This is a genomic window from Elusimicrobiota bacterium, from assembly GCA_026388095.1.
Lineage (GTDB): Bacteria > Elusimicrobiota > Elusimicrobia > UBA1565 > UBA9628 > UBA9628.
Genome location: JAPLKL010000018.1, coordinates 1 through 17,778, shown reverse-complemented (window position 1 = coordinate 17,778; position 17,778 = coordinate 1). Strand labels below are relative to the sequence as shown.

At 68.1% G+C, this 17,778-nt stretch carries 17 protein-coding genes and 1 tRNA gene; 9 read left to right on the top strand and 9 right to left on the bottom strand.

What is annotated here, in order from left to right:
* Positions 1 to 286 precede the first annotated feature (286 nt).
* A complete protein-coding gene (locus tag NTY77_04810; GenBank protein ID MCX5794795.1) occupies positions 287 to 1,453 on the bottom strand; it encodes a hypothetical protein in 1,167 nt (388 codons plus the stop codon).
* Between the two features lie 146 nt (positions 1,454 to 1,599).
* Between NTY77_04810 and NTY77_04805 the strand changes: the two genes are divergently transcribed.
* The 7 genes from NTY77_04805 (at position 1,600) to NTY77_04775 (ending at position 8,091) form a co-directional block, all read left to right on the top strand.
* The gene (locus NTY77_04805; protein ID MCX5794794.1) at positions 1,600 to 2,580 is read left to right on the top strand and encodes a M23 family metallopeptidase; all 981 of its coding nucleotides are present in this window, start codon (positions 1,600 to 1,602) and stop codon (positions 2,578 to 2,580) included.
* A 4-nt stretch (positions 2,581 to 2,584) separates the two neighbouring features.
* Positions 2,585 to 2,983, top strand: coding sequence for a polymer-forming cytoskeletal protein (locus tag NTY77_04800; protein ID MCX5794793.1), 399 nt, complete (start codon positions 2,585 to 2,587; stop codon positions 2,981 to 2,983).
* Complete coding sequence (locus tag NTY77_04795) at positions 2,980 to 3,762, top strand: SurA N-terminal domain-containing protein (protein MCX5794792.1); 783 nt, start codon at positions 2,980 to 2,982, stop codon at positions 3,760 to 3,762. Before NTY77_04800 ends, NTY77_04795 begins: the two co-directional genes overlap by 4 nt.
* 89 nt (positions 3,763 to 3,851) lie before the next feature.
* On the top strand, positions 3,852 to 4,808 hold the full coding sequence (locus NTY77_04790; protein ID MCX5794791.1) for a PfkB family carbohydrate kinase: 957 nt from the start codon (positions 3,852 to 3,854) through the stop codon (positions 4,806 to 4,808).
* Positions 4,809 to 4,812: 4 nt separating this feature from the next.
* Positions 4,813 to 5,568, top strand: coding sequence for an ABC transporter ATP-binding protein (locus NTY77_04785; GenBank protein ID MCX5794790.1), 756 nt, complete (start codon positions 4,813 to 4,815; stop codon positions 5,566 to 5,568).
* A gap of 62 nt (positions 5,569 to 5,630) precedes the next feature.
* Positions 5,631 to 7,292 carry a hypothetical protein gene (locus NTY77_04780; protein ID MCX5794789.1) on the top strand — a complete coding sequence of 554 codons (1,662 nt, stop codon included), beginning with the start codon at positions 5,631 to 5,633 and terminating at the stop codon, positions 7,290 to 7,292.
* Positions 7,282 to 8,091, top strand: a complete 810-nt coding sequence (locus NTY77_04775; GenBank protein ID MCX5794788.1) for a divergent polysaccharide deacetylase family protein — start codon at positions 7,282 to 7,284, stop codon at positions 8,089 to 8,091. Before NTY77_04780 ends, NTY77_04775 begins: the two co-directional genes overlap by 11 nt.
* Positions 8,092 to 8,098: 7 nt before the next feature.
* On the opposite strand, the gene NTY77_04770 is transcribed toward NTY77_04775, so the two are convergent.
* From NTY77_04770 to argC, 7 genes are all read right to left on the bottom strand, one after another.
* Positions 8,099 to 8,182: transfer RNA gene (locus NTY77_04770), tRNA-Leu, on the bottom strand.
* A gap of 60 nt (positions 8,183 to 8,242) precedes the next feature.
* A complete protein-coding gene (locus NTY77_04765) occupies positions 8,243 to 8,683 on the bottom strand; it encodes a hypothetical protein (GenBank protein MCX5794787.1) in 441 nt (146 codons plus the stop codon).
* A gap of 74 nt (positions 8,684 to 8,757) precedes the next feature.
* Positions 8,758 to 9,972, bottom strand: a complete 1,215-nt coding sequence (gene argJ, locus NTY77_04760) for a bifunctional glutamate N-acetyltransferase/amino-acid acetyltransferase ArgJ (protein MCX5794786.1) — start codon at positions 9,970 to 9,972, stop codon at positions 8,758 to 8,760.
* Positions 9,969 to 10,511, bottom strand: a complete 543-nt coding sequence (locus NTY77_04755) for a GNAT family N-acetyltransferase (protein ID MCX5794785.1) — start codon at positions 10,509 to 10,511, stop codon at positions 9,969 to 9,971. Before NTY77_04755 ends, argJ begins: the two co-directional genes overlap by 4 nt.
* Positions 10,498 to 11,685 (bottom strand): aspartate aminotransferase family protein, encoded by a 1,188-nt coding sequence (locus tag NTY77_04750; GenBank protein MCX5794784.1) that lies wholly within the window; start codon positions 11,683 to 11,685, stop codon positions 10,498 to 10,500. Before NTY77_04750 ends, NTY77_04755 begins: the two co-directional genes overlap by 14 nt.
* Positions 11,682 to 12,467: an acetylglutamate kinase gene (gene argB, locus NTY77_04745; GenBank protein MCX5794783.1), complete on the bottom strand. Its 786-nt coding sequence runs from the start codon at positions 12,465 to 12,467 to the stop codon at positions 11,682 to 11,684. Before argB ends, NTY77_04750 begins: the two co-directional genes overlap by 4 nt.
* Positions 12,464 to 13,528, bottom strand: coding sequence for an N-acetyl-gamma-glutamyl-phosphate reductase (argC, locus tag NTY77_04740; protein ID MCX5794782.1), 1,065 nt, complete (start codon positions 13,526 to 13,528; stop codon positions 12,464 to 12,466). Before argC ends, argB begins: the two co-directional genes overlap by 4 nt.
* A gap of 82 nt (positions 13,529 to 13,610) precedes the next feature.
* On the opposite strand from argC, the gene NTY77_04735 reads away from it, so the two are divergent.
* Complete coding sequence (locus NTY77_04735) at positions 13,611 to 14,912, top strand: inosine/guanosine kinase (protein ID MCX5794781.1); 1,302 nt, start codon at positions 13,611 to 13,613, stop codon at positions 14,910 to 14,912.
* 15 nt (positions 14,913 to 14,927) lie between these two features.
* Here the strand turns inward: NTY77_04735 and NTY77_04730 are convergent, their stop codons facing one another.
* Entirely contained in the window at positions 14,928 to 16,535 is a 1,608-nt protein-coding gene (locus NTY77_04730) for a hypothetical protein (protein ID MCX5794780.1), read from the bottom strand.
* 77 nt (positions 16,536 to 16,612) lie between these two features.
* On the opposite strand from NTY77_04730, the gene NTY77_04725 reads away from it, so the two are divergent.
* Positions 16,613 to 17,464, top strand: a complete 852-nt coding sequence (locus tag NTY77_04725; protein MCX5794779.1) for a hypothetical protein — start codon at positions 16,613 to 16,615, stop codon at positions 17,462 to 17,464.
* The last annotated feature ends 314 nt before the right edge of the window (positions 17,465 to 17,778 follow it).

The following is a 17,778-nucleotide window of genomic DNA, read 5'->3' as shown; positions in this document are numbered from 1 at the left end:
CTTCCTTGCTGTCGAGAACGCGCGACTCGAAGAGTCGCGCGGAACCGGCCCTGCCCGCAGGGCAGGGCCGGCAGATCCGGGCCGGCTGGGTGCTGCCGCCCGACGCTCCGCGTCGGGACGGTGGCGCCCGATGCTGCGCATCGGGCGCTCGGGGGGATAATGGGACGCAAGACCCGATCCTCGGGAATTAAGTATTGTGTCCCCGAACTCTTAGCGGGAGAGGAAGTCGGAGCGCGGCACGCCGCCGGAGACGAGCCACTGCTGGAAGGCTTCGACGAACGAGACATCAGCGCCACCCTGGAAGCCCCGGCCCCGGTTCTGGCGGTACACGTCGATGCGCCACTTGTTGTCCTCGAAGCGGACGTAGAAGAGCACGTTGGGCGACTGCGGGTCCGGGTCGCGGCCCACGCTCGTGTTGGTCGGGGTGGGAGACTTCCTCGATGGATTTGCCCGAGCGGACCAGCATGTTGCTGGCCACGTCGCGCATCAGGTCGCCCTGCCGGTTCTTGGGGTAGCGCGCCAAAAAGCGCTCGAAGCGGTCCCGGGCCAGCACCGAATCCAGGATGCGAGAGGCCTGCTCCTTGGACTTGACGCCGGCCAGAAGGCCTCCAAAGCCGCGTTTCTCGACCACCGCGGTCACGTGCGCGGGAGTCACCCCGTACTCCTTGGCCGCGGCCAGGATGAAGCTTCCCACGGCCTTGTACTTGGGGTCCAACTGCGCCACGGCCGAGGCTTCGGCCTGGAGCTTGGAAGCCAGCAGCACCTGGCGGATGGCTTGGCCGCGCGCGGAGCCGGGGTCTATGCCCCGCAGGTCCAGGAAATCCTGCAGCAGGACCTCGGTCTCGGATTCGGTGGGGCGGCGCGAGCCCATGATGTCGCGGATGTAGCGCTGCGCGGCCTGGACATCCGGGCTGGGGGCCGCAGCGGGGGTCTGGCCGGTGAGGCTCGCCGCAGTGGCCTTGGCGCGCTCGATGAGTTCCGGTCCGGGCGGGCCTTGCGGTTGGTCCGGATCATCGGGCCGCAACGAGCCGGTCTCGGAATCCTCCCCGGGAGCCGCTTGCACTTTGCCCGAGCCGTCCAGCGGGCCTTGCGGCGCCGGGGTCAGGGCCTGCGTCCGGAGGGGGACCGGTGAGACCACTTCGGACTGCGGCAAGGCGGGCGGCTCCGAAGTCATGGTCCCAGCCGGGGCCGGCTCGCCAATGGTCAGCGGCAAAGTGATGGCCGCGGTCTTGGATGGTGCCACTTCGGGCGCGCCGACCGGCGCCCCGATGGGGGCCAGCAGGCCGGGGGCGGTCATGCCGGCGCTAAACTGGTTGCTTTGGCCCGCGCCGCCGGAGAGCAGATTGCCCGTGGGGACGGGGCCGCCTTTCTCTATGACGACGGTCTTGGCTTCCACCGCCCAGACCGGGACCTTGAGGGCGAAAAGCACAGCCGCAAGCTGGAGAATCCGCATGCCGCGCATCATGTCCTAAGTGTAGACCGCCGTTCCTTTTATGTCAAGGGGTTCTCGTTTCGCGCGCCCGTCATGTCCGAATCGATTATTCATTGACAGGGGGGTGTACTTCTGTTATAACATCTGACGTTAAATCGGGGACTTCCGTGAACCTAGGAAAGAGCGTCAAGGAATGGTTGGGCCATAGGATCACCGTGATGGTGATCCCGGCCGCGGCTTTCAAGCCCTGGCGCTGGCAGTGCTCCACCGCCTTCGGGCTGTTCTGCCTCGTCCTCTGGTCCGGCGTCACCATCTGGGCCGGGTTCATCTGCGGCCGCCACGTCGACTACTGGATCACCAAGGCCGACAACCGCGTGATGCTGGCGAAGATGGGCTATCTCGCCGCCGAGATGGAGAAGGCGCGCGACACCCTCGATGTGGCCCAGGCCACAGACCGGCAGATGCGGGTCCTCCTGAGCCTTTCCCGCCGCGAGGATCTCCTCGGCAACAACACGGCGGTGGGCGGACCCACGGCCGCGGACCGCATCAGCCTGCGCCGCCTGCTGGCCATCGACCCGGCCAGCGTCCGGCAGACCGACTGGCACCGCCAGATCGAGGCCCTGCGCCAGGACTCCCTCAAGCGCCTGGCCAGCTTCCAGGAGATCGCCTGGTACATCGGCAACCAGCGCAGCCTCCTGCACGCCACGCCGGCCATGTGGCCGACCTCGGGGCAGATCACCTCCCTCTTCGGCTACCGCCTCTCGCCCATGCAGCGCTCCGAGGAAGGCGGCGGCGAGTTCCACCCCGGCGTGGACATCGCCAACCGGGCCGACACCTTGATCTACGCCACGGCCAACGGGACCGTGCGCTTGGCGGGCTGGACCTCCGGCTACGGCCAGCTCATCGTCATCGACCACGGCTACGGCATCTCCACGGCCTACGGCCATACCTCCAAGTCCTTGGTCAAGGCCGGCGACCGCGTGACCCGCGGCCAGGTCATCGGCTACATGGGCACCACCGGCCGCTCCACCGGCGCGCACCTGCACTATGAGATCCGGCGCAACGGCCAGCCGGTCAACCCCATGATCTATCTCAAGGTCCGTTCCGCCGAGGACCTCCTGGGCTACGCCCAGGCGGCGGGGCGCTGAGGACATGTTCGATTCCCGGAAGGCGGGCCGGTTCGACGGCAACGAGTCCATGACTTTGATCGGCGAGGAGGCCTACGTCCACGGCCAGCTCGCGGCCAAGGGCTCCCTGCGCGTGGAGGGCTCCGTGGAGGGCGACATCACGGACGCGGTGTCCGTGGAGATCGGCAAGAAGGGCCGGGTGAAGGGCAACGTGGCCGCGGAGACGGTCTCCGTCGCGGGCGAGCTCGAGGGCGACGTCGTCGCTTCCCGGACCGTTGAGATACTGGCGGCGGCGCGCCTCACCGGCAACATCCGCACCCCGAACCTGCGCGTCGAGGACGGGGCTTTCTTCGATGGGACCTGCGCCATGCGCGGCGCGGCTGCGCCCGCGGCCGCGCCGGTCGAGGGGGGGAGCGCCGCATGATAGGATTTTTGAACCGTTACCGCCGGGCCCTGTTCATCGCGACCGTGACGGTGTTCCTCCTGGGAACCTTCGTGGGACTGGGCGGCTACCTTTTCACCAGCCGGGATATGACCGAGGCCGTGGCATCGGTGGGCTCCGTGAAGATCCCTTACAAGGGCTACCGGTCCCGCGTCGACCAATACGTCGACGCCCTGCGCAACCGCAACGGTGAGGTCTCGGACGCCGCCGTGAAGGAGATCAAGGTCAACATCCTGCGGGACATGATCGTCGACGAGATGCTCCTGGTCAAGGCCGACGAGATGGGCATCACGATCACGGACTCGGAGCTGGCGCGCGACATCCGCGGCACGCCCGCCTTCCAGTCCGGCGGGGAGTTCAGCCCCGAGTCCTACTTCCGCGCGGTGCGCGGCGCTTTCCACGACACCCCGGCGGGCTACGAGGCGATGCGGCGGCGCAGCCTGGTGGCCGGCCGCCTCAAGCAGCTCATCTTCCAGGCCGCCAAGCTCACCCCCGGCGAGCTGGAGGCCTCCTACGTCAAGGACCGGGACGCTGCCGCGAAGGACTTCCAGAAGGCCTCGGCGCAGCGCCACAAGGACCCCGAGGCCGCCAAGCTCACCCCCGCCGAGTTCAAGGACCGCTACTTCAAGCAGCGCAAGGACGCCGTCGCGGCCCAGGCCCAGCAGATGCGGGCCCTCGAGCTCATCAATTTCTTCCTGCGCCAGGTGAACTCCCAGGTCGAGGTCAAGTCCTTCCTCGAACAGCGGGAGAGCGGGACTTGAGCGCGCGCCTGCGGTATCGGAAGTTCCGCAGGAGCCGGCCGGACGGATTTCCTTGCGGCCGGCGGCAGACCCTCCGGAGCTCATAAAACATGGATTCCATCTTGGTGGTCGGCTCGGTGGCGCTTGATTCGGTCAAGACCCTTTGGGGGGAGAGCCAGGAGGCTCTGGGCGGCTCGGCCGTCTACTTCTCTTTGGCCGCCCGGCATTTCGCGCGGGTGACGGTCGTCGGCGTCATCGGCAAGGACTTCCCCAAGGAGCACCGCCACATGCTGGCCGAGAAGGGCATCGACCTCTCGGGCCTCAAGGAGCTGCCGGGCAAGACCTTCCGCTGGGTGGGCAAGTTCGGCCGCGACCTCTCCGACGCCAAGACCTTGGCCACGCATCTCAACGTCTTCGCCAAGTTCAAGCCCAAGCTCACGCCGGCGCAGAAGAAGTCCCGGGTCGTGTTCCTGGCCAACATCGACCCGGACCTGCAGGTCAGCGTGCTCGACCAGATGCAGAGCCCCGCTTTGGTCGCTTGCGACACCATGAACTACTGGATCCTGTCCAAGCCCGACGCCCTGCGGCGCCTGCTCTCGCGGGTGCACATCTTCTTCGTCAACGAGGAGGAGGCCAAGCAGCTCTCCCGGCAGCCCACGGCCCTGGGCGCGGCGCGCGCCATCTCGCACTGGGGACCCAAGGTGGTGGTGGTCAAGAAGGGCGAGCACGGCGCGCTCATGAAGGTCGCGGACCGCTTCTACGCGTTCCCGGCCTATCCCGTGGAATCCATCAAGGACCCCACGGGCGCGGGCGACACCTTCGCGGGCGGCTTCATGGGCTATCTGACCTCGGCCCGCGACTACGACGACATCGGCAACCTCAAGCGCGCCGTGATCTACGGCACGGCTTTGGCCTCCTTCAATGTGGAGGACTTCAGCACCCGGCGCCTGGAGAACCTCCAGCGCGCGGCCCTGCAGGCGCGCTTCGACGAGTTCGTCGACGCGCTGCAGGTCCCCAACGGGCCTTCCCGGGCCCGAGTTTCGCTGCTTCTGGAAGCGCGGCGCTAGAGCTTTGATAGAGATCCGAGGTCTGGTCAAGCGCTTCGGCGATCTGACCGCGGTGGACCGTCTCGACCTCACGGTCGCCGCCGGGGAGATCTTCGGCTTCCTGGGCCCCAACGGGGCCGGCAAGACCACCACGGTCAAGCTCATCACGGGGCTGCTCAAGCCCGACGCCGGCTCGGTCCGGGTGGCGGGCTTCGACGTGGCCAGCCAGACTCTCCAGGCCAAAGGCGTCCTGGGCCTGGTCCCGGACGAGCCCTTCGTCTATCCCAAGCTCTCCGGCGCGGAGTACCTGCGCTTCATCGGCGAGCTCTACGGAGTGCCGCTGTCCGAGCAGCGCCGGCGCATACCGGAGCTCCTGGCCATGTTCGAGCTCACGGATTGGGGCGGGGAGCTCCTGGAAGCCTATTCCCACGGCATGCGCCAGAAGCTCGTCATCGCCGGCGTCCTGCTGCACGAGCCCAAGGTCCTGGTGCTCGACGAGCCCATCGTGGGCTTGGACCCCAAGAGCGCCCGCATGGTCAAGGAGCTCCTGCTGACCTTGGCCCGGCGCGGGACCACGGTGTTCATGTGCACCCATATCCTGGAGATCGCGGAGAAGCTCTGCGCCCGCGTGGGCATCATGATCTCCGGCCGCCTCGCGGCGCTGGGCACCGTGGACGAACTGCGGGCCCAAGCCAAGGGGGGCCAGGGCCCGGGCCTGGAGGACGTGTTCCTGAGCCTCACCGGCGGCCACGAGTACGCCTCTCTCCTGAAGCACCTTTAGCGCACATGACGCCTCACGCATCTCAGATATCGGCGTCAGTGCCGCGCGCTCCCGCGCGCGGCATGCTGCGGCTCCTCTTCTGGCGCAAGGCTCGGACGTTGGTCAACACGCTCACGCACCTGACCCCGTACGAGCGCGTGCGCAACGGCGTTTTCTCCGTGGCCGGACTGGGCCTGTTGGCGGGGCTCTACGGACTCTTCTATAAGCTGGTGGCCTATCTGTCCACCGTGCAGCTCATCGGCCAGCTCCTGTTGTGGAAGCTGACGGCCATGGTGATGCTGGCGACCTTCATGATGGTGGCCATCTCGGGCCTGCTGACCTCCTTGAGCACCCTCTACTACTCCTTCGACCTCAAGTTCCTCATGAACGCGCCCGTGCCGCTGCGGGCGATCTTCATGGACAAGGCCCTGGAGAGCCTGTTCTTCTGCTCCTGGATGATCGGCCTGGTCCAAGTCCCCTATGTGCTGGCCCTGATGCGGGTCAATCATTACGGCCCCGGCTTCCTCCTGGATTTCCTCGTGCTCATGCTTCCCTTCCTCGCTTTGGCCGCGGCCGTGGGCATAGCCTTCACCTTGCTGCTGCTCTTCGTCTTCCCGTCTTCGCGGACCCGGGACGTGATCTGGGTGCTCTCCAGCCTCTCTTTGACGGTCCTTTACGGGCTGGTGCGCTTCGCCGAGCCGGAGCGGCTCATCCGGCCGGACGCGCTCAACGTGGTGGCTGAGTACTTGGAATACCTTCAGGCCCCCACGGCCCTGTACTTCCCGTCCTGGTGGCTCACCGCGGCGCTGAAGGCCGCGGTGGCGGGCAAGACCGCGGTCTGGGCGCGCTACGCCGCCCTGCTCTACGGCGCCGCGTTGGCCGTGTACGCCGTCCTGGTGGCTCTGGCCGGCCGAGTCTACTTCATCGGCTACTCGGGAGCGCAGGCGGGCCGCCAGCGCAGGATGGTGTTGGAGATCGCGCCCCTGGCCGAGGTGCTGTGGGGCCTGCCCCGGCAGCTCGGAGCCCTGTTCTGGAAGGAGCGCCGGACCTTCTTCCGGGACGTGAAGCATTGGTCGCAGATCCTGCTGATCATGGGACTGGTGTTCGTGTACCTCTTCAGCATCCAGCGCCTGCCTTTGGACAACGCGGACCTCAAGAGCCTGGTCTCTTTCCTCAACGTGGGCGCGGCGGGCTTCGTCATCGCGGCTCTGGGCCTGCGCTTCACGTATCCCGCCATCAGCCTGGAGGGCCGCAGCTGGTGGATCCTGGGCTCCTCGCCGGTGACCAAGGGCGCGATCATGCGCCAGAAGTTCCTCTTCTCCGTCATTCCCATGACCGGGATCGCTTTGGTCCTGAGCCTGGCCACCAACCATCTTCTGCAGGCCGACCGCTTCTCGGCCTGGCTCTCCACCGGGTCCCTGCTGCTCATCACCTGGACCCTGGCGGCCATGGGCATAGGCTTCGGGGCGCTGTTCCCGATGTTCGCGGTGGAGAACATCCACCAGATCGAGTCGTCCTTGGGGGGGTTCGTCTACATGGCTTCGGCGCTGGGCTATGTCGGGGCTTCCATCATGATCCTGGCCTGGCCCATGCAGATGCACTTCCAGGAGCGCTTCGGCCGCGCCGAGGCCTGGGACTGGCGCATCGTCGCCTCCTGCGCGGTGATGATGCTCCTGCTCAACGCCGCGGCCTTGGTCGTGCCCTGGAAGCTGGGACTGCGGACCTTGGAGCGCTATGAGCAATAGCGTCGAGTTCGGGGACACAATACTTAATTCGTTGCTGTGCCTGCTTCTCTTCGCGTCCCTTCCGGCGAGCGGAGCACAGCCTGCGACTTCACCTGGGGCGCAGCCCCAGGCGGCGCGCCCTAGCGCGCCGAAGATCGCCGTGGTGCTGGATGATTTTGGCCTGACCTACAAGCCCAACGTCAAGGATGAGGCTTGGATGGCCGTGAAGTGGCCCGTGACCTTCGCGGTGATGCCGGAATCGCCGCGCACCAAGGAGGCGGCCAAGGCCACCAAGGCCGCCGGCCACGAGTTGATCATCCACTTCCCGTTCGACCCGTTCCTGAGCCTCGACCTGCCCAAGGACCGCGTGTCGGATGCGGATCTGGCCAAAGTGCGCAAGCTGCTGGACAAGAGCTTCAGGGATATCCCGGGCGCGGTGGGCTTGAACAACCATCGCTCATTGAAGGCGACCAAGAACCGCCCTCTGATGAAAGCCTTCATGGCAGACCTCAGATCAAAAGGGGTCTATTTCCTGGACAGTCACGTCTCGCCCAAGAGCGTGGCCGGCGACGAGGCACGCGCGGCCGGCCTGCGCGTGGCGGTCAACCAGATGTTCCTGGAGTCTCCGCCGCACTACAACAACAAGCCGTTCTGCCAGAAGATACTGCGCCGGGTGGCGGCCATGGCCCGCAAGCGGGGCTCGGCCGTGGTCATCGGGCACCACTACTTCCCGGGCACCTACGAGTGCCTGACCGAAGAGGTTCCGAAGCTCCAGGCCGAGGGCTTCGAGTTCGTCTTCGCCTCCGACCTGGCGAAATAGAAAAGCTTGCCCAGGGAGGGAATCGAACCCACACGGCCTTGCGGCCACTGGATTTTGAGTCCAGCGCGTCTGCCAGTTCCGCCACCTGGGCGCGGATAGGGATTGTAGCAATTTTCCGACGGGACCCGAAGCGCGGTCCAGCGCGGCGCGGTCAGCCTTTTCGGCGCGCCTTCTCGCAGAGCTCGGCGAAAGCCTGGCCGGCGCCCATGAACTCGCCGTCGATGGCGCTGACGATGGCGTTGCAGGCGGGCCGGTCCAAAGTCGCGGCGACCTCGGCGATCCCTTCCATGACCCAGGTCATGACGTCCTGGGGGTCCACGCGCGACATCAGGCTGGTCCGGGAGAGGTCTCTGAGGGTCTGGATGGTGGTCTCTGAGAGGTCCATTCCGAGCACGTGCAGGTCGCCGAGGGAGGCTCGGCAGACCGCGATGACGGCCTGGCGCTGGTCTTGGGAGGCGCGGGAAGCGTCGGCGATCTGGTCGACGACGATCCGGGACATCTCGGCCGGGGTGGCTTTTACGCCCTCGGCCAAGGCCTTCCTGATGGCGATGCGCGCCTGCTGCGGGAAGTCGGGGTCCGGTGCGTCCGGCATGGCGATATTCTACCCAAAGAGGGGGGCTTTATCCAAGGACGGATTGCCGGGCTTGACCAAACGTCGGATCCAGGTCAGGTGGAGTATTCCGCGTTGATGCGGATGTACTCCTCGGTGAGGTCGCAGGTCAGGAACTCCAGGGCCGCCTTGCCCCGCCCCAGCTCGACGCGGATGGCGTACTCCGGGCCCTGCATGAGCTTGTGGGCCGCCTTGCGGTCGAAGGACAAAGCCTTGCCGTGCGCGAAGACCTTGTGCGGGCCGATGGCCATGCTGGCCTTGGCCGGGTCGAAGGGGAAGCCGGTGTTGCCCAGCATGGCGAACATCCGCCCCCAGTTCGGGTCGCAGCCGGCCCAGGCGGTCTTGACCAAGGGGGAATTCGCGATCTGGCGGCCCGCGGCCCGGGCTTCGTCCGTGGTCTTCGCGCCGCGGATCTGAAGGCGCACCAGGTGCCCGGCGCCCTCTCCGTCGCGCACGATCTGCTCGGCCAAGGAGCGGCAGACCGCCTGCAGGGCCGCGCGGAAGGGCTGGCGCGCTCCCGGCTCCGCCAAGGTGACGCCGCCGCGGCCAGAGGCGAGCAGGACCACCGTGTCGTTGGTGGAGGTGTCGCCGTCCACCGAGATGGCGTTGAAGCTGAGGTCCACGGCGGCCTTGAGATGAGCGCTCAGCTCCTCGGGGCAGGCCGCGGCGTCTGTGAACACGTAGCAGAGCATGGTGGCCATGTTCGGGTGGATCATGCCCGCGCCTTTGACCACTCCGGCGATGCTGACCGTCTTGCCGCGGACCTGGAACGAGGCCGAGGCCAGCTTGGGCCGCAGATCCGTGGTCATGATGCCCCGGCCGAAAGCGCGCAGGGCTGATTCACCCGAGGCCAGGCCGCGCACCAAGGCCGGCACGGCCGCTACGATCTTTGCGGCCGGCAGGGGCACGCCGATGATCCCCGTTGAAGAGGGCAGGACGGCGCGCGGCGCGACGCCCAGGCGCTCGGCTAGAGCCTCGCAGCAGGAGCGGGCCGCCTTCAGGCCGGCCTGGCCGGTGCCCGCGTTGGCGTTGCCGGAGTTGACCAGGACCGCGCGCAGGCGGCCGCGGGAGGCTCTGAGGTTCTCGCGGCCGACCGACACGGGGGCGGCGGCCGCGCGGTTGCGCGTGAACACGGCCGCGGCCGCAGCGCATTGCGGGGCCTCGGCCAAAGCCAGGTCCGGCTTGCCGCTCGCCTTGATCCCGGCCGTGGCGGTGGCGAAGCGGAAGCCCTGAGGCAGGAAGACCGGCTCTTTGGGACCGCGCAGGATCATATGCGCGAGAGGCTGCGCCGCGCGGGCCGCTTCTCGTCGAGCTCGAAACGGACCAGGCTGGGCAGGCGGCCGCGGATCATGGCCACCTCGTCGCACTCGTCGCGCCGGCGGCAGTCCTTGCAGTCCTTGTAGATCTTGTCGGGCAGGCGCCCGCGGTCCACCTCGGCAAATCCCAGGGCCTTGAAGAAGACGGGGATGCGGGTGAACAGGCAGACGCAGGGCAGGCGATGCTGGTCCGCCTCGGCCAGGAGGGCGTCTATGATCATGCCGCCGATGCCGCGCCTGCGGTAGCGGGGCCAGACCGCGATGGAGCGCACTTCGCCCAGGTGCATCCCGTAGAAATGCAGGGCGCCGCAGCCCATGATGCCCTTGCCGTCCTCCGCCACGGTGAAGTCGCGGATGTTCTCGCAGATCTCGGGCAAGGTCCGGGCCAGGAGGTTGTGGTCGCGGGCGTACTCGAAGATGAGCCCGTGGATGGCCCCGGCGTCGGGCAGCACGGCCTTGCGCACGCGCACGCATTCGGGCCTAGAGAGCTTCATCGAGGGCCTCCGCCACCTGGTCGATCTGCCTGCGCGTGACGATGTAGGGGGGCAGGAAGCGCAGAGTGGTGCCGTGGGTGCGGTTGATGATGATGCCCTCGGCCAGCAGGCGCTTGTGGACCTCCTTGGCCTTGTCCTCGTCCTTGAGCTCCAAAGCCAGCATCAGTCCCAGGCCGCGGGCTTCTTTGACGCTCTCATGCCGCCGCGCGAGGTCCCGTAGGCGGGACATGAAATAGTCTCCTTGCTCGACGATGCGCGCCAGGAAGCCCTTGGACTCAAGCACGTCGAGCACGGCCAAGGCCGCGGCGCAGGCCAAGGGGCCGCCGCCGAAGGTGGTCCCGTGCATCCCCGGGGTGATGGCGCGGGCCGCCTGGTCCGTGGCCAGGATCGCGCCCAAAGGCAGGCCGCAGGCCAGGGGCTTGGCCACGGTGACCAGGTCGGGCTTGAGGCCGTAGTGCTGGTAGGCGAACATCTTGCCGGTGCGGCCCAGCCCGCACTGGATCTCGTCGCAGATGAGCAAGGCGCCGCTCTTGCGGGTCAGGCGCCGGGCCTCCTTGAGGAATTGCTTGGAGAGGGGATGGATGCCGCCTTCGCCCTGCACGGTCTCGATGCACACCGCGCAGACCTTCGCGTCGAACTTCCTGCGCAGGTCCTTGATGTCGTTTCTGCGCACGAAGCTCACTCCCGGCATCACCGGAGCGAAGGGCTCGCGGTACTTGGCCGTGTGGGTCGCGGCCACGGCTCCCATGGTGCGGCCGTGGAAGGAGTGCTCCAAAGCCAGGAAGCGCACGCGCTTGTCCTTGCCGCGCGCGCGCGCATAGGCCCGGGCGAACTTGAAGGCGCCCTCGATGGCCTCGCTGCCGCTGTTGCAGAAGAAGGCGCGGTCCAGGCCGCTGAGCTTGGTCAGCCTGCGGGCCAGCTCGGCCTGGAAGGGGGTGTAGAAGAGGTTGGAGCAGTGCACCAGGCGCGCGGCCTGCTCGCGGATGACGCGGGTGACGGCGGGGTGCGAGTAGCCCAAGGCCATCACGCCGATGCCGCTCAAGAAATCAAGGTAGCGCTTGCCGCCGGGACCGTAGAGATAGGCCCCTTCGCCGCGCGAGAGGGCGGCCGGGTAGCGGTCATAGGTCTGGATGAGGTGCTTCTTCTCGGCCTTCTGCAAGGACGCCAATGTCATGAGAGCCTGACCTCCGTGCCGTCCTTGACGGCTCCCCCGGGCAGGCCGGGCAAAGACTCCGCCCGCGCCGAGGGGAGGATGCGCACCCGGCTCACGCCGCCCTTGAGCGCGTCCTGGCAGGCCTGCAGCTTGGGCAGCATGCCGCCCTTGATGACGCCGGCCGCCACCAGGCCGGGGATCTGCGCCGTGGCCAGAGAGGCGATGACCGCGCCGTCGGGGCCCTTGACTCCCGCCACGTCGGTGAGGAAGACCAAGGCGTCGGCCTTGCAGCCCGCGGCCGCGGCCGCGGCCATCTGGTCCGCGTTGACGTTGTAGTACTCGAAATCCGGGCCCAGGGCCAGGGTGCTGATGACCGGGACGGCGCCCGCGGCCCAGAGCGCCTCGATCCAGCGCGGGTCCACGTCCGTGATCTCGCCGACGAAGCCCAGGTCCCCGCCCAGATGGGTCTTGCGGCGCGCCCGGAAGGCGGCGCCGTCGCCGCCGCAGAAGCCGAGCGCGGGACGGCCTTCGGCCAGGATGGCCGCCACCAGGCGCTTGTTGACGCTGCCGGCCAGGACCATGAGCGCCGCGTCGCGCGTCTCGGCGTCGGTCACGCGCAGGCCGTCGATGAACCGGGCCTGCTTGCCCAGCCGGACGAGCAGGCGGGTCAGGGCGGCTCCTCCGCCGTGCACCACCAGGACCTGGTGGCCGAGGCCCGCGAGGCCGGCGACGGAGCGCGCGCAGGCCTTGAGGGTCTGGTCGTCGTCGATGGCCGCCCCGCCGATCTTGACGACGAGCCTCATCGCAGGCCTTCGTCCTCGGAGAAGCCGCACATGACGTTCATGTTCTGCAGGGCCTGGCCCGCGGCGCCTTTCATGAGGTTGTCGAGGCAGGAGACCACGATGAGCCGCCGGCCGCCCGGGGCCAGCTCGAAGCCCAGGTCGCAGTTGTTGGTGTAGAGCGAATGCTGGATCTGCGGCAGGGCGCCGGGGCCGAACCAGCGCACGAAGCCTTCTCCGTCATAGGCTTGGCGGAAGAGCCGGTCGATCTGCTCGGTCGTGACGGGCCTCTGCAGCCGGACGTGCAGGGTGGAAAGGATCCCGCGCGGGATGGGGAGCAGGTGCGGGGTGAAGGTGAGCTCGTCGGCGTCCAGGCCGGTCTGCTCCAGGATCTCGCCGGTGTGGCGGTGGCCGAAGACCGAGTAGGCGGAGAAATTCCCCGCGACCTCCACGAAATGGGTCTTGGAGGTGGGCTTCTTGCCCGCGCCGCTGACGCCGCTCTTGCTGTCGCAGACCACGCCGGCGGAGCGGTCGATGAGCCCGGCCCGGGCCAGGGGCGCCAGGCCCAGGATGACGGAGGTGGCGTAGCAGCCGGGGTTGGCCACGAGCCTGGCTCCCAAGAGATCCTTGCGATGGAGCTCGGGCAGGCCGTAGACGGCCTCGGCGTCCCAGCGCGCCGCCTTGGCCGCGTCGCGGTCCGTGAGGGCGTAGACCGCGCGGTTCTTGGGGTCCTTGAGGCGCCAGGCGCCGCTCAAGTCCACCACGCGCAGGCCCCGCTCCAGCGCCTCGGGCGCCAACTCGCGCGAGAGCTCGTGCGGGGTGGCCAGGAACAAGACCTGGACTCCGTGCTGCGTGAGCTTGTCCCAAGAGAAGGGCTCCAAAGGCAGCGGCGCGGAGCCGCGCAGCGACGGATAGAGGTCATCGAGCCGGACGGAGGAGGCTTCGCCTTCCCGGGAGAGCAGGAGGGGGGGCTGGGCCTGGGGATGGCGCAGGAGCAGGCGCACCAGCTCGCAGCCCGCGTAGCCCGTGGCGCCGAGGACCGCGGTGCTCAGCTTTCCGGTCTTCGCGACGGAAGGTCTCTTCATCTTTGGAGCGTGATATTTTACCTAATTCTGCGCGCCGAGGCCGCGCCGGAGCGCCGCTGTCTTTTATATGATGATGCTCAGAATGAAATTCCCGGGCAAGCGCAAGAGCAAGCACTACTTCCCCAATGCCGACAAGGGCCGCATCCCCTTCGGCAACGACACCGCCCTGCCTTTCGGCGAGATCTACATCGTGGGCATCGACCAGCTCCTGGTGGACATCGAAGCCAGGGTCGAGGACGCCTTCCTCGCCGAGCTCGGCATCCCCAAGGGCGAATCCGTCCTGCTCGACGACGCCCGCGTGGAGGACGTCTATTCCCGCCTCAAAGACGCGGGCCGCATCTCCGGCGAGTTCGCCGGCGGCGCCATCGGCAACACTTTGCACAACTTCTCCGTGCTGGCCGACGACCGCAGCTACCTGCTGGGCGCCATCACCAGCCACATCAGCGTGGGCGACTACGCTTTCCACTACGTGCGCAACACCAGCTCGCGGGTCATGCTCTCGCACCTGCACCCGCGCCGCGGCCCCATGGGGCGCGCCGTCTGCTTCGTCACTCCGGACGGCGAGCGGAGCTTCGGCATCAGCCGCGGCATCATGGACGACTACCCGGCCGAGGCCCTTCCCGAGGACCTGGTCGCGCGCTCCAGCGCCTTGGTGCTCACCGCCTATCTCCTGCGCAACCCCTCCGCTCCCATCTGCGCGGCCACGCTGCGCGCCATAGAGGTGGCCAACCGGAACCAAGTCCCGGTGGCGCTGGCCCTGGGCACGGTCTCCTTGGTGCGCGAGAAGAGGGATCTCCTCCGCAGCCTGATCCGCCGCAGCGTCAACGTGATCGCGGGCAATTTCCGGGAAGTTGGGGAGCTCACCGGCGTGGAGGACCCGTTGCTGGCCGGGCAGGCGGCCCTGGACCTGGCCGACCTGGTCCTCATGACCCATGACAAGCAGGGCCTCTACCTGTGCGCGCACGTCGATGAGGCCCACTTGCGGGAGACCGCGGACCAGATCCACTCCAAGTCCATCCCGGAATACAACCGCTACGAGTACTCGCGCGCCATGCTCAGGCGCAAGTGCGCGCGTCCCCGGAAGATCTACTCCCACATCAACCCTTACCTGGGCGGGCCTTCGGACATCCGCAGCACCAACGGCGCCGGGGACTCGGCTCTCTCGGCGCTGCTCCATGACATCGCGGCCAACGCGCACCACCGCAAGGCGTCGCCGAAGTCGCCCAAGCACAAGGACGAGTACCTGACCTATTCCTCGATCCACCAGATCTGCAAGTACGCCAACCGGGTGAGCTACGAGGTGCTCAGGCGCAACTCCCCGCGCCTGACCCACGGCCTGCCCGAGCGCGAGGACAGCCTGGAAGAGGCCTACTGGTCGGAGTGAGCCTTCAGCGCTCGATCAGGGATGGCCGGCCGTTCTGATCGCCCGTCCGCGCGAGTCGTAGCGCCGCTGTCCGTCCGCTGTCGCCAGGACGGCCAGGCGCCCGCGGTCGGGTCCATCCATGAAAGAGACCGTGTTCACGTCCGGGCCCAGGCGCGCGACGAACACGGGCGGCTCGACGTTGGTGAAGAGCTCTGCGCAACGCCGCGGGCCCGCGATCGAGACCAGGAGCTTGCCCTTGGAGTCGTAGTAGAGTTCGCTCGACACTTGGCCCGCGCCCAGGCGCGGGCCGGTGTCCTCGGGCGTCAAGCGCGCGCCCCCTTCGACCGGGCGGTAGCGGAAGAAGCGCCCGTCGAGCAGGACCATGGGCTGCTGGTCGTCCGCCAGCGGCGGCAGCCACCAAAGGCTCTCGCCTTTCTTCTGGTAGAGCCAGCGCTTCTTGGCCACGTCGAACCGCCATCTCAACTCGCCGGTCTCGTGCTCCGCTCCGGCCTGAGCCTGGGCCTCGCGCCGCATCGCCTCGTCGAGGGTCGCGGGCTCGGGGAGCTTGGCCTTGTCGCCTTCACCTATGGGCTTGAAGGCCGCGGGCTGGCCGCTGGCCCACAGCAGGGGCTTTTTCTGCGTCTGGGCGGTCGCGGCGCCGGGCTTGGCCTCAGGCTTGGCGGTCGCGGCAGCGGGGCCTTTTGCGGCCGCCGGGCCGGTGGCCTTGCCGCTCGTCGCCGCTCCGGTCCCCGTTCCCGTGCCCTTGCTCGTCTTCCCGCCGTCTGCCTTGGCGGCCACGCCTGAGCCGCCGCCGGCTCCCTTCTGGAACTTGGGCCCGCCGGCGGCTGAGCCTGAGGGGAGACCTCCTCCGCCACCACCACCACCTCCGCCGCCACCTCCACCGCCGCCGCCACCCCCGCCACCCCCGCCGCCACCGCCGCCTCCTCCACTCTTGCCAGAGCTGGACGCGCGCGAGCTGTCGGTCTTCACTGGAGCGGCCGCGGCAACGGGCTGGTTGGGAAGCTCCGCCTTCTTCTGCGGGTTGGTCGCGGCCACAGCTGGTTTGGCCGGCGGTTCAGAGGCTCTCCCCGGCAAGGTCGGCGGAGGCGGCTCCACGCGCTGGATGGTCCCCTTCTTGACCGGCGCCTGGATGACGGGGGTGTTCTGGAGCGGCGCGGACTGGGTGAGCGCGGCCGCGGTCCGGCCTAGGTCCTGCGGAGCGGTCTGCTGACGCTGGGGCGCGGGCGGGGGGACGTACACGGCGCGCGTCTGGGGCCCTTCGATGTGAGTCTCAAGCGGCGGGGCGTTGAGGTGCGGCTTTTCGAACTGGACCTTCGGCTTCTCAACGGTCTTTGCCGGGGCGGGCTCAGCAGGCGTCACGGCCTCCGGCTGCGTCTCAATGCTCGGCGCGACGCGCGGTTTCGGCTTCTGGGGGACGGCCGGGACGGAAGCGGGCTGGGTCCGGCGTGTCTTGAGGTTCCGCTTGGGCTTGGGTTTGGGCTTGGGCTTGACCGTGGACGCCGTCACTGTGGTGAACTGCTGGGCTTCAGCGCCGGGGATGGATTCCTCCGGGACCGCAGCTGCGGACGAGCTTGCGGCCAGCATAGCCAAGAGGCAGAAGGCTGAGGCCTTCCGGAGGGGCATGATGGAAGCTTAGCCCCAAAACCGCCCCTTTTCCAGGGGGGCTGCAGAGCTTGCTACAATGACCTGCGATGCGGTCCATGACCCTGCTGTTTGCGCTGGCGGCTTGCTCTTGCGCGCCCTGGCCCGGGATCAACGGCATGGCCGGCCTGCGCGGCGAGGCTGTGTCCCGCGCCTTGGCCGTTTTGCCCAAGGACCGCGGCCAGGCCGGGACCTTGAGCTTTCGCATCGAGACCGGCCCGCACGCGGGCCTGCATCGTTGCGAGGTCCTGGGCCGGGGGCTGACCTCGCCTGAGCCTAAGCCCGACTGGGTCAAGACCCGCATCGGCAAGGCCGTGGTCTACTACGCGCCCATGGACGTGCCGGACGGGGCCACGGTTCCCGGGGTCTACGACCTGCGCAATATCACTCCGCAGCAATATGAGATCGAGCTGCTGGACAAGCCGGAGTCCAAGGACCAGGACATAGTGGACCGGATCAAGAGCCCGGACTCCAAGCCCAAGCCTTACTACTCCGGGGTCTTCAAGCATTGGTATTCCCGCCGCAACTTGGCCGCGCCCATAGACCTGATCTGGTCCGAGGCATACCAGGCCGGCTCCCAGGGGGAGGGGAGGCCGGTGTTCGAGCGCCGCCCCGAGCCGAGCGCTCCCGAGTCCGCGGCCCGGCTGGCCAAGCAACTGGCCCGGGCTCCGGACTACTACCGGGGCCCTTACGGCCGGTCAGGCTTCGCCATCCACACGGACCAATGGGAGGACCGGGACCGGCTCTTCGACCCTGCCTATGCGGGAAAGCCGGAGGTCAAGGATTTCCGCTTCCGCGACACCAACGGCTGTCTGAAGGTGCGGCCGGCCTGCCTGGAGCTGCTCGACGAGTTCGTCTCCGAGCAGGCGGGCAAGGGCAGGCGCGTGCAGGTCGAGGTGCGGGAAGAATAGCGCCCGGCGGCGCTAGCAGGGCGCTGCGGAAGTCCCTCTTGCGAGCGGGCGAGCGCCAGCTCGCCCGCAACCGACCCGCGAAGCGGGTCGGCGGAACCTCTTGCCTAGGTCGAGCGGAGGATGGCGCCTTCGGCGCGACTGGCGAGCCTTCGGCTCGCCAGTTTGTTTACGGGCTGCGCCCTTGCACCAACTGTGGCCGGCCCAGAGCTGTCCGGGGAAAGTCAAAGAAGCTTGCCCGGACGTTTTCTGAGTCTCTCGGAGCGGAACCGACCTGCGACGATCCTGGGCCCGACAGGGTTCTCTGTGCGACGCTG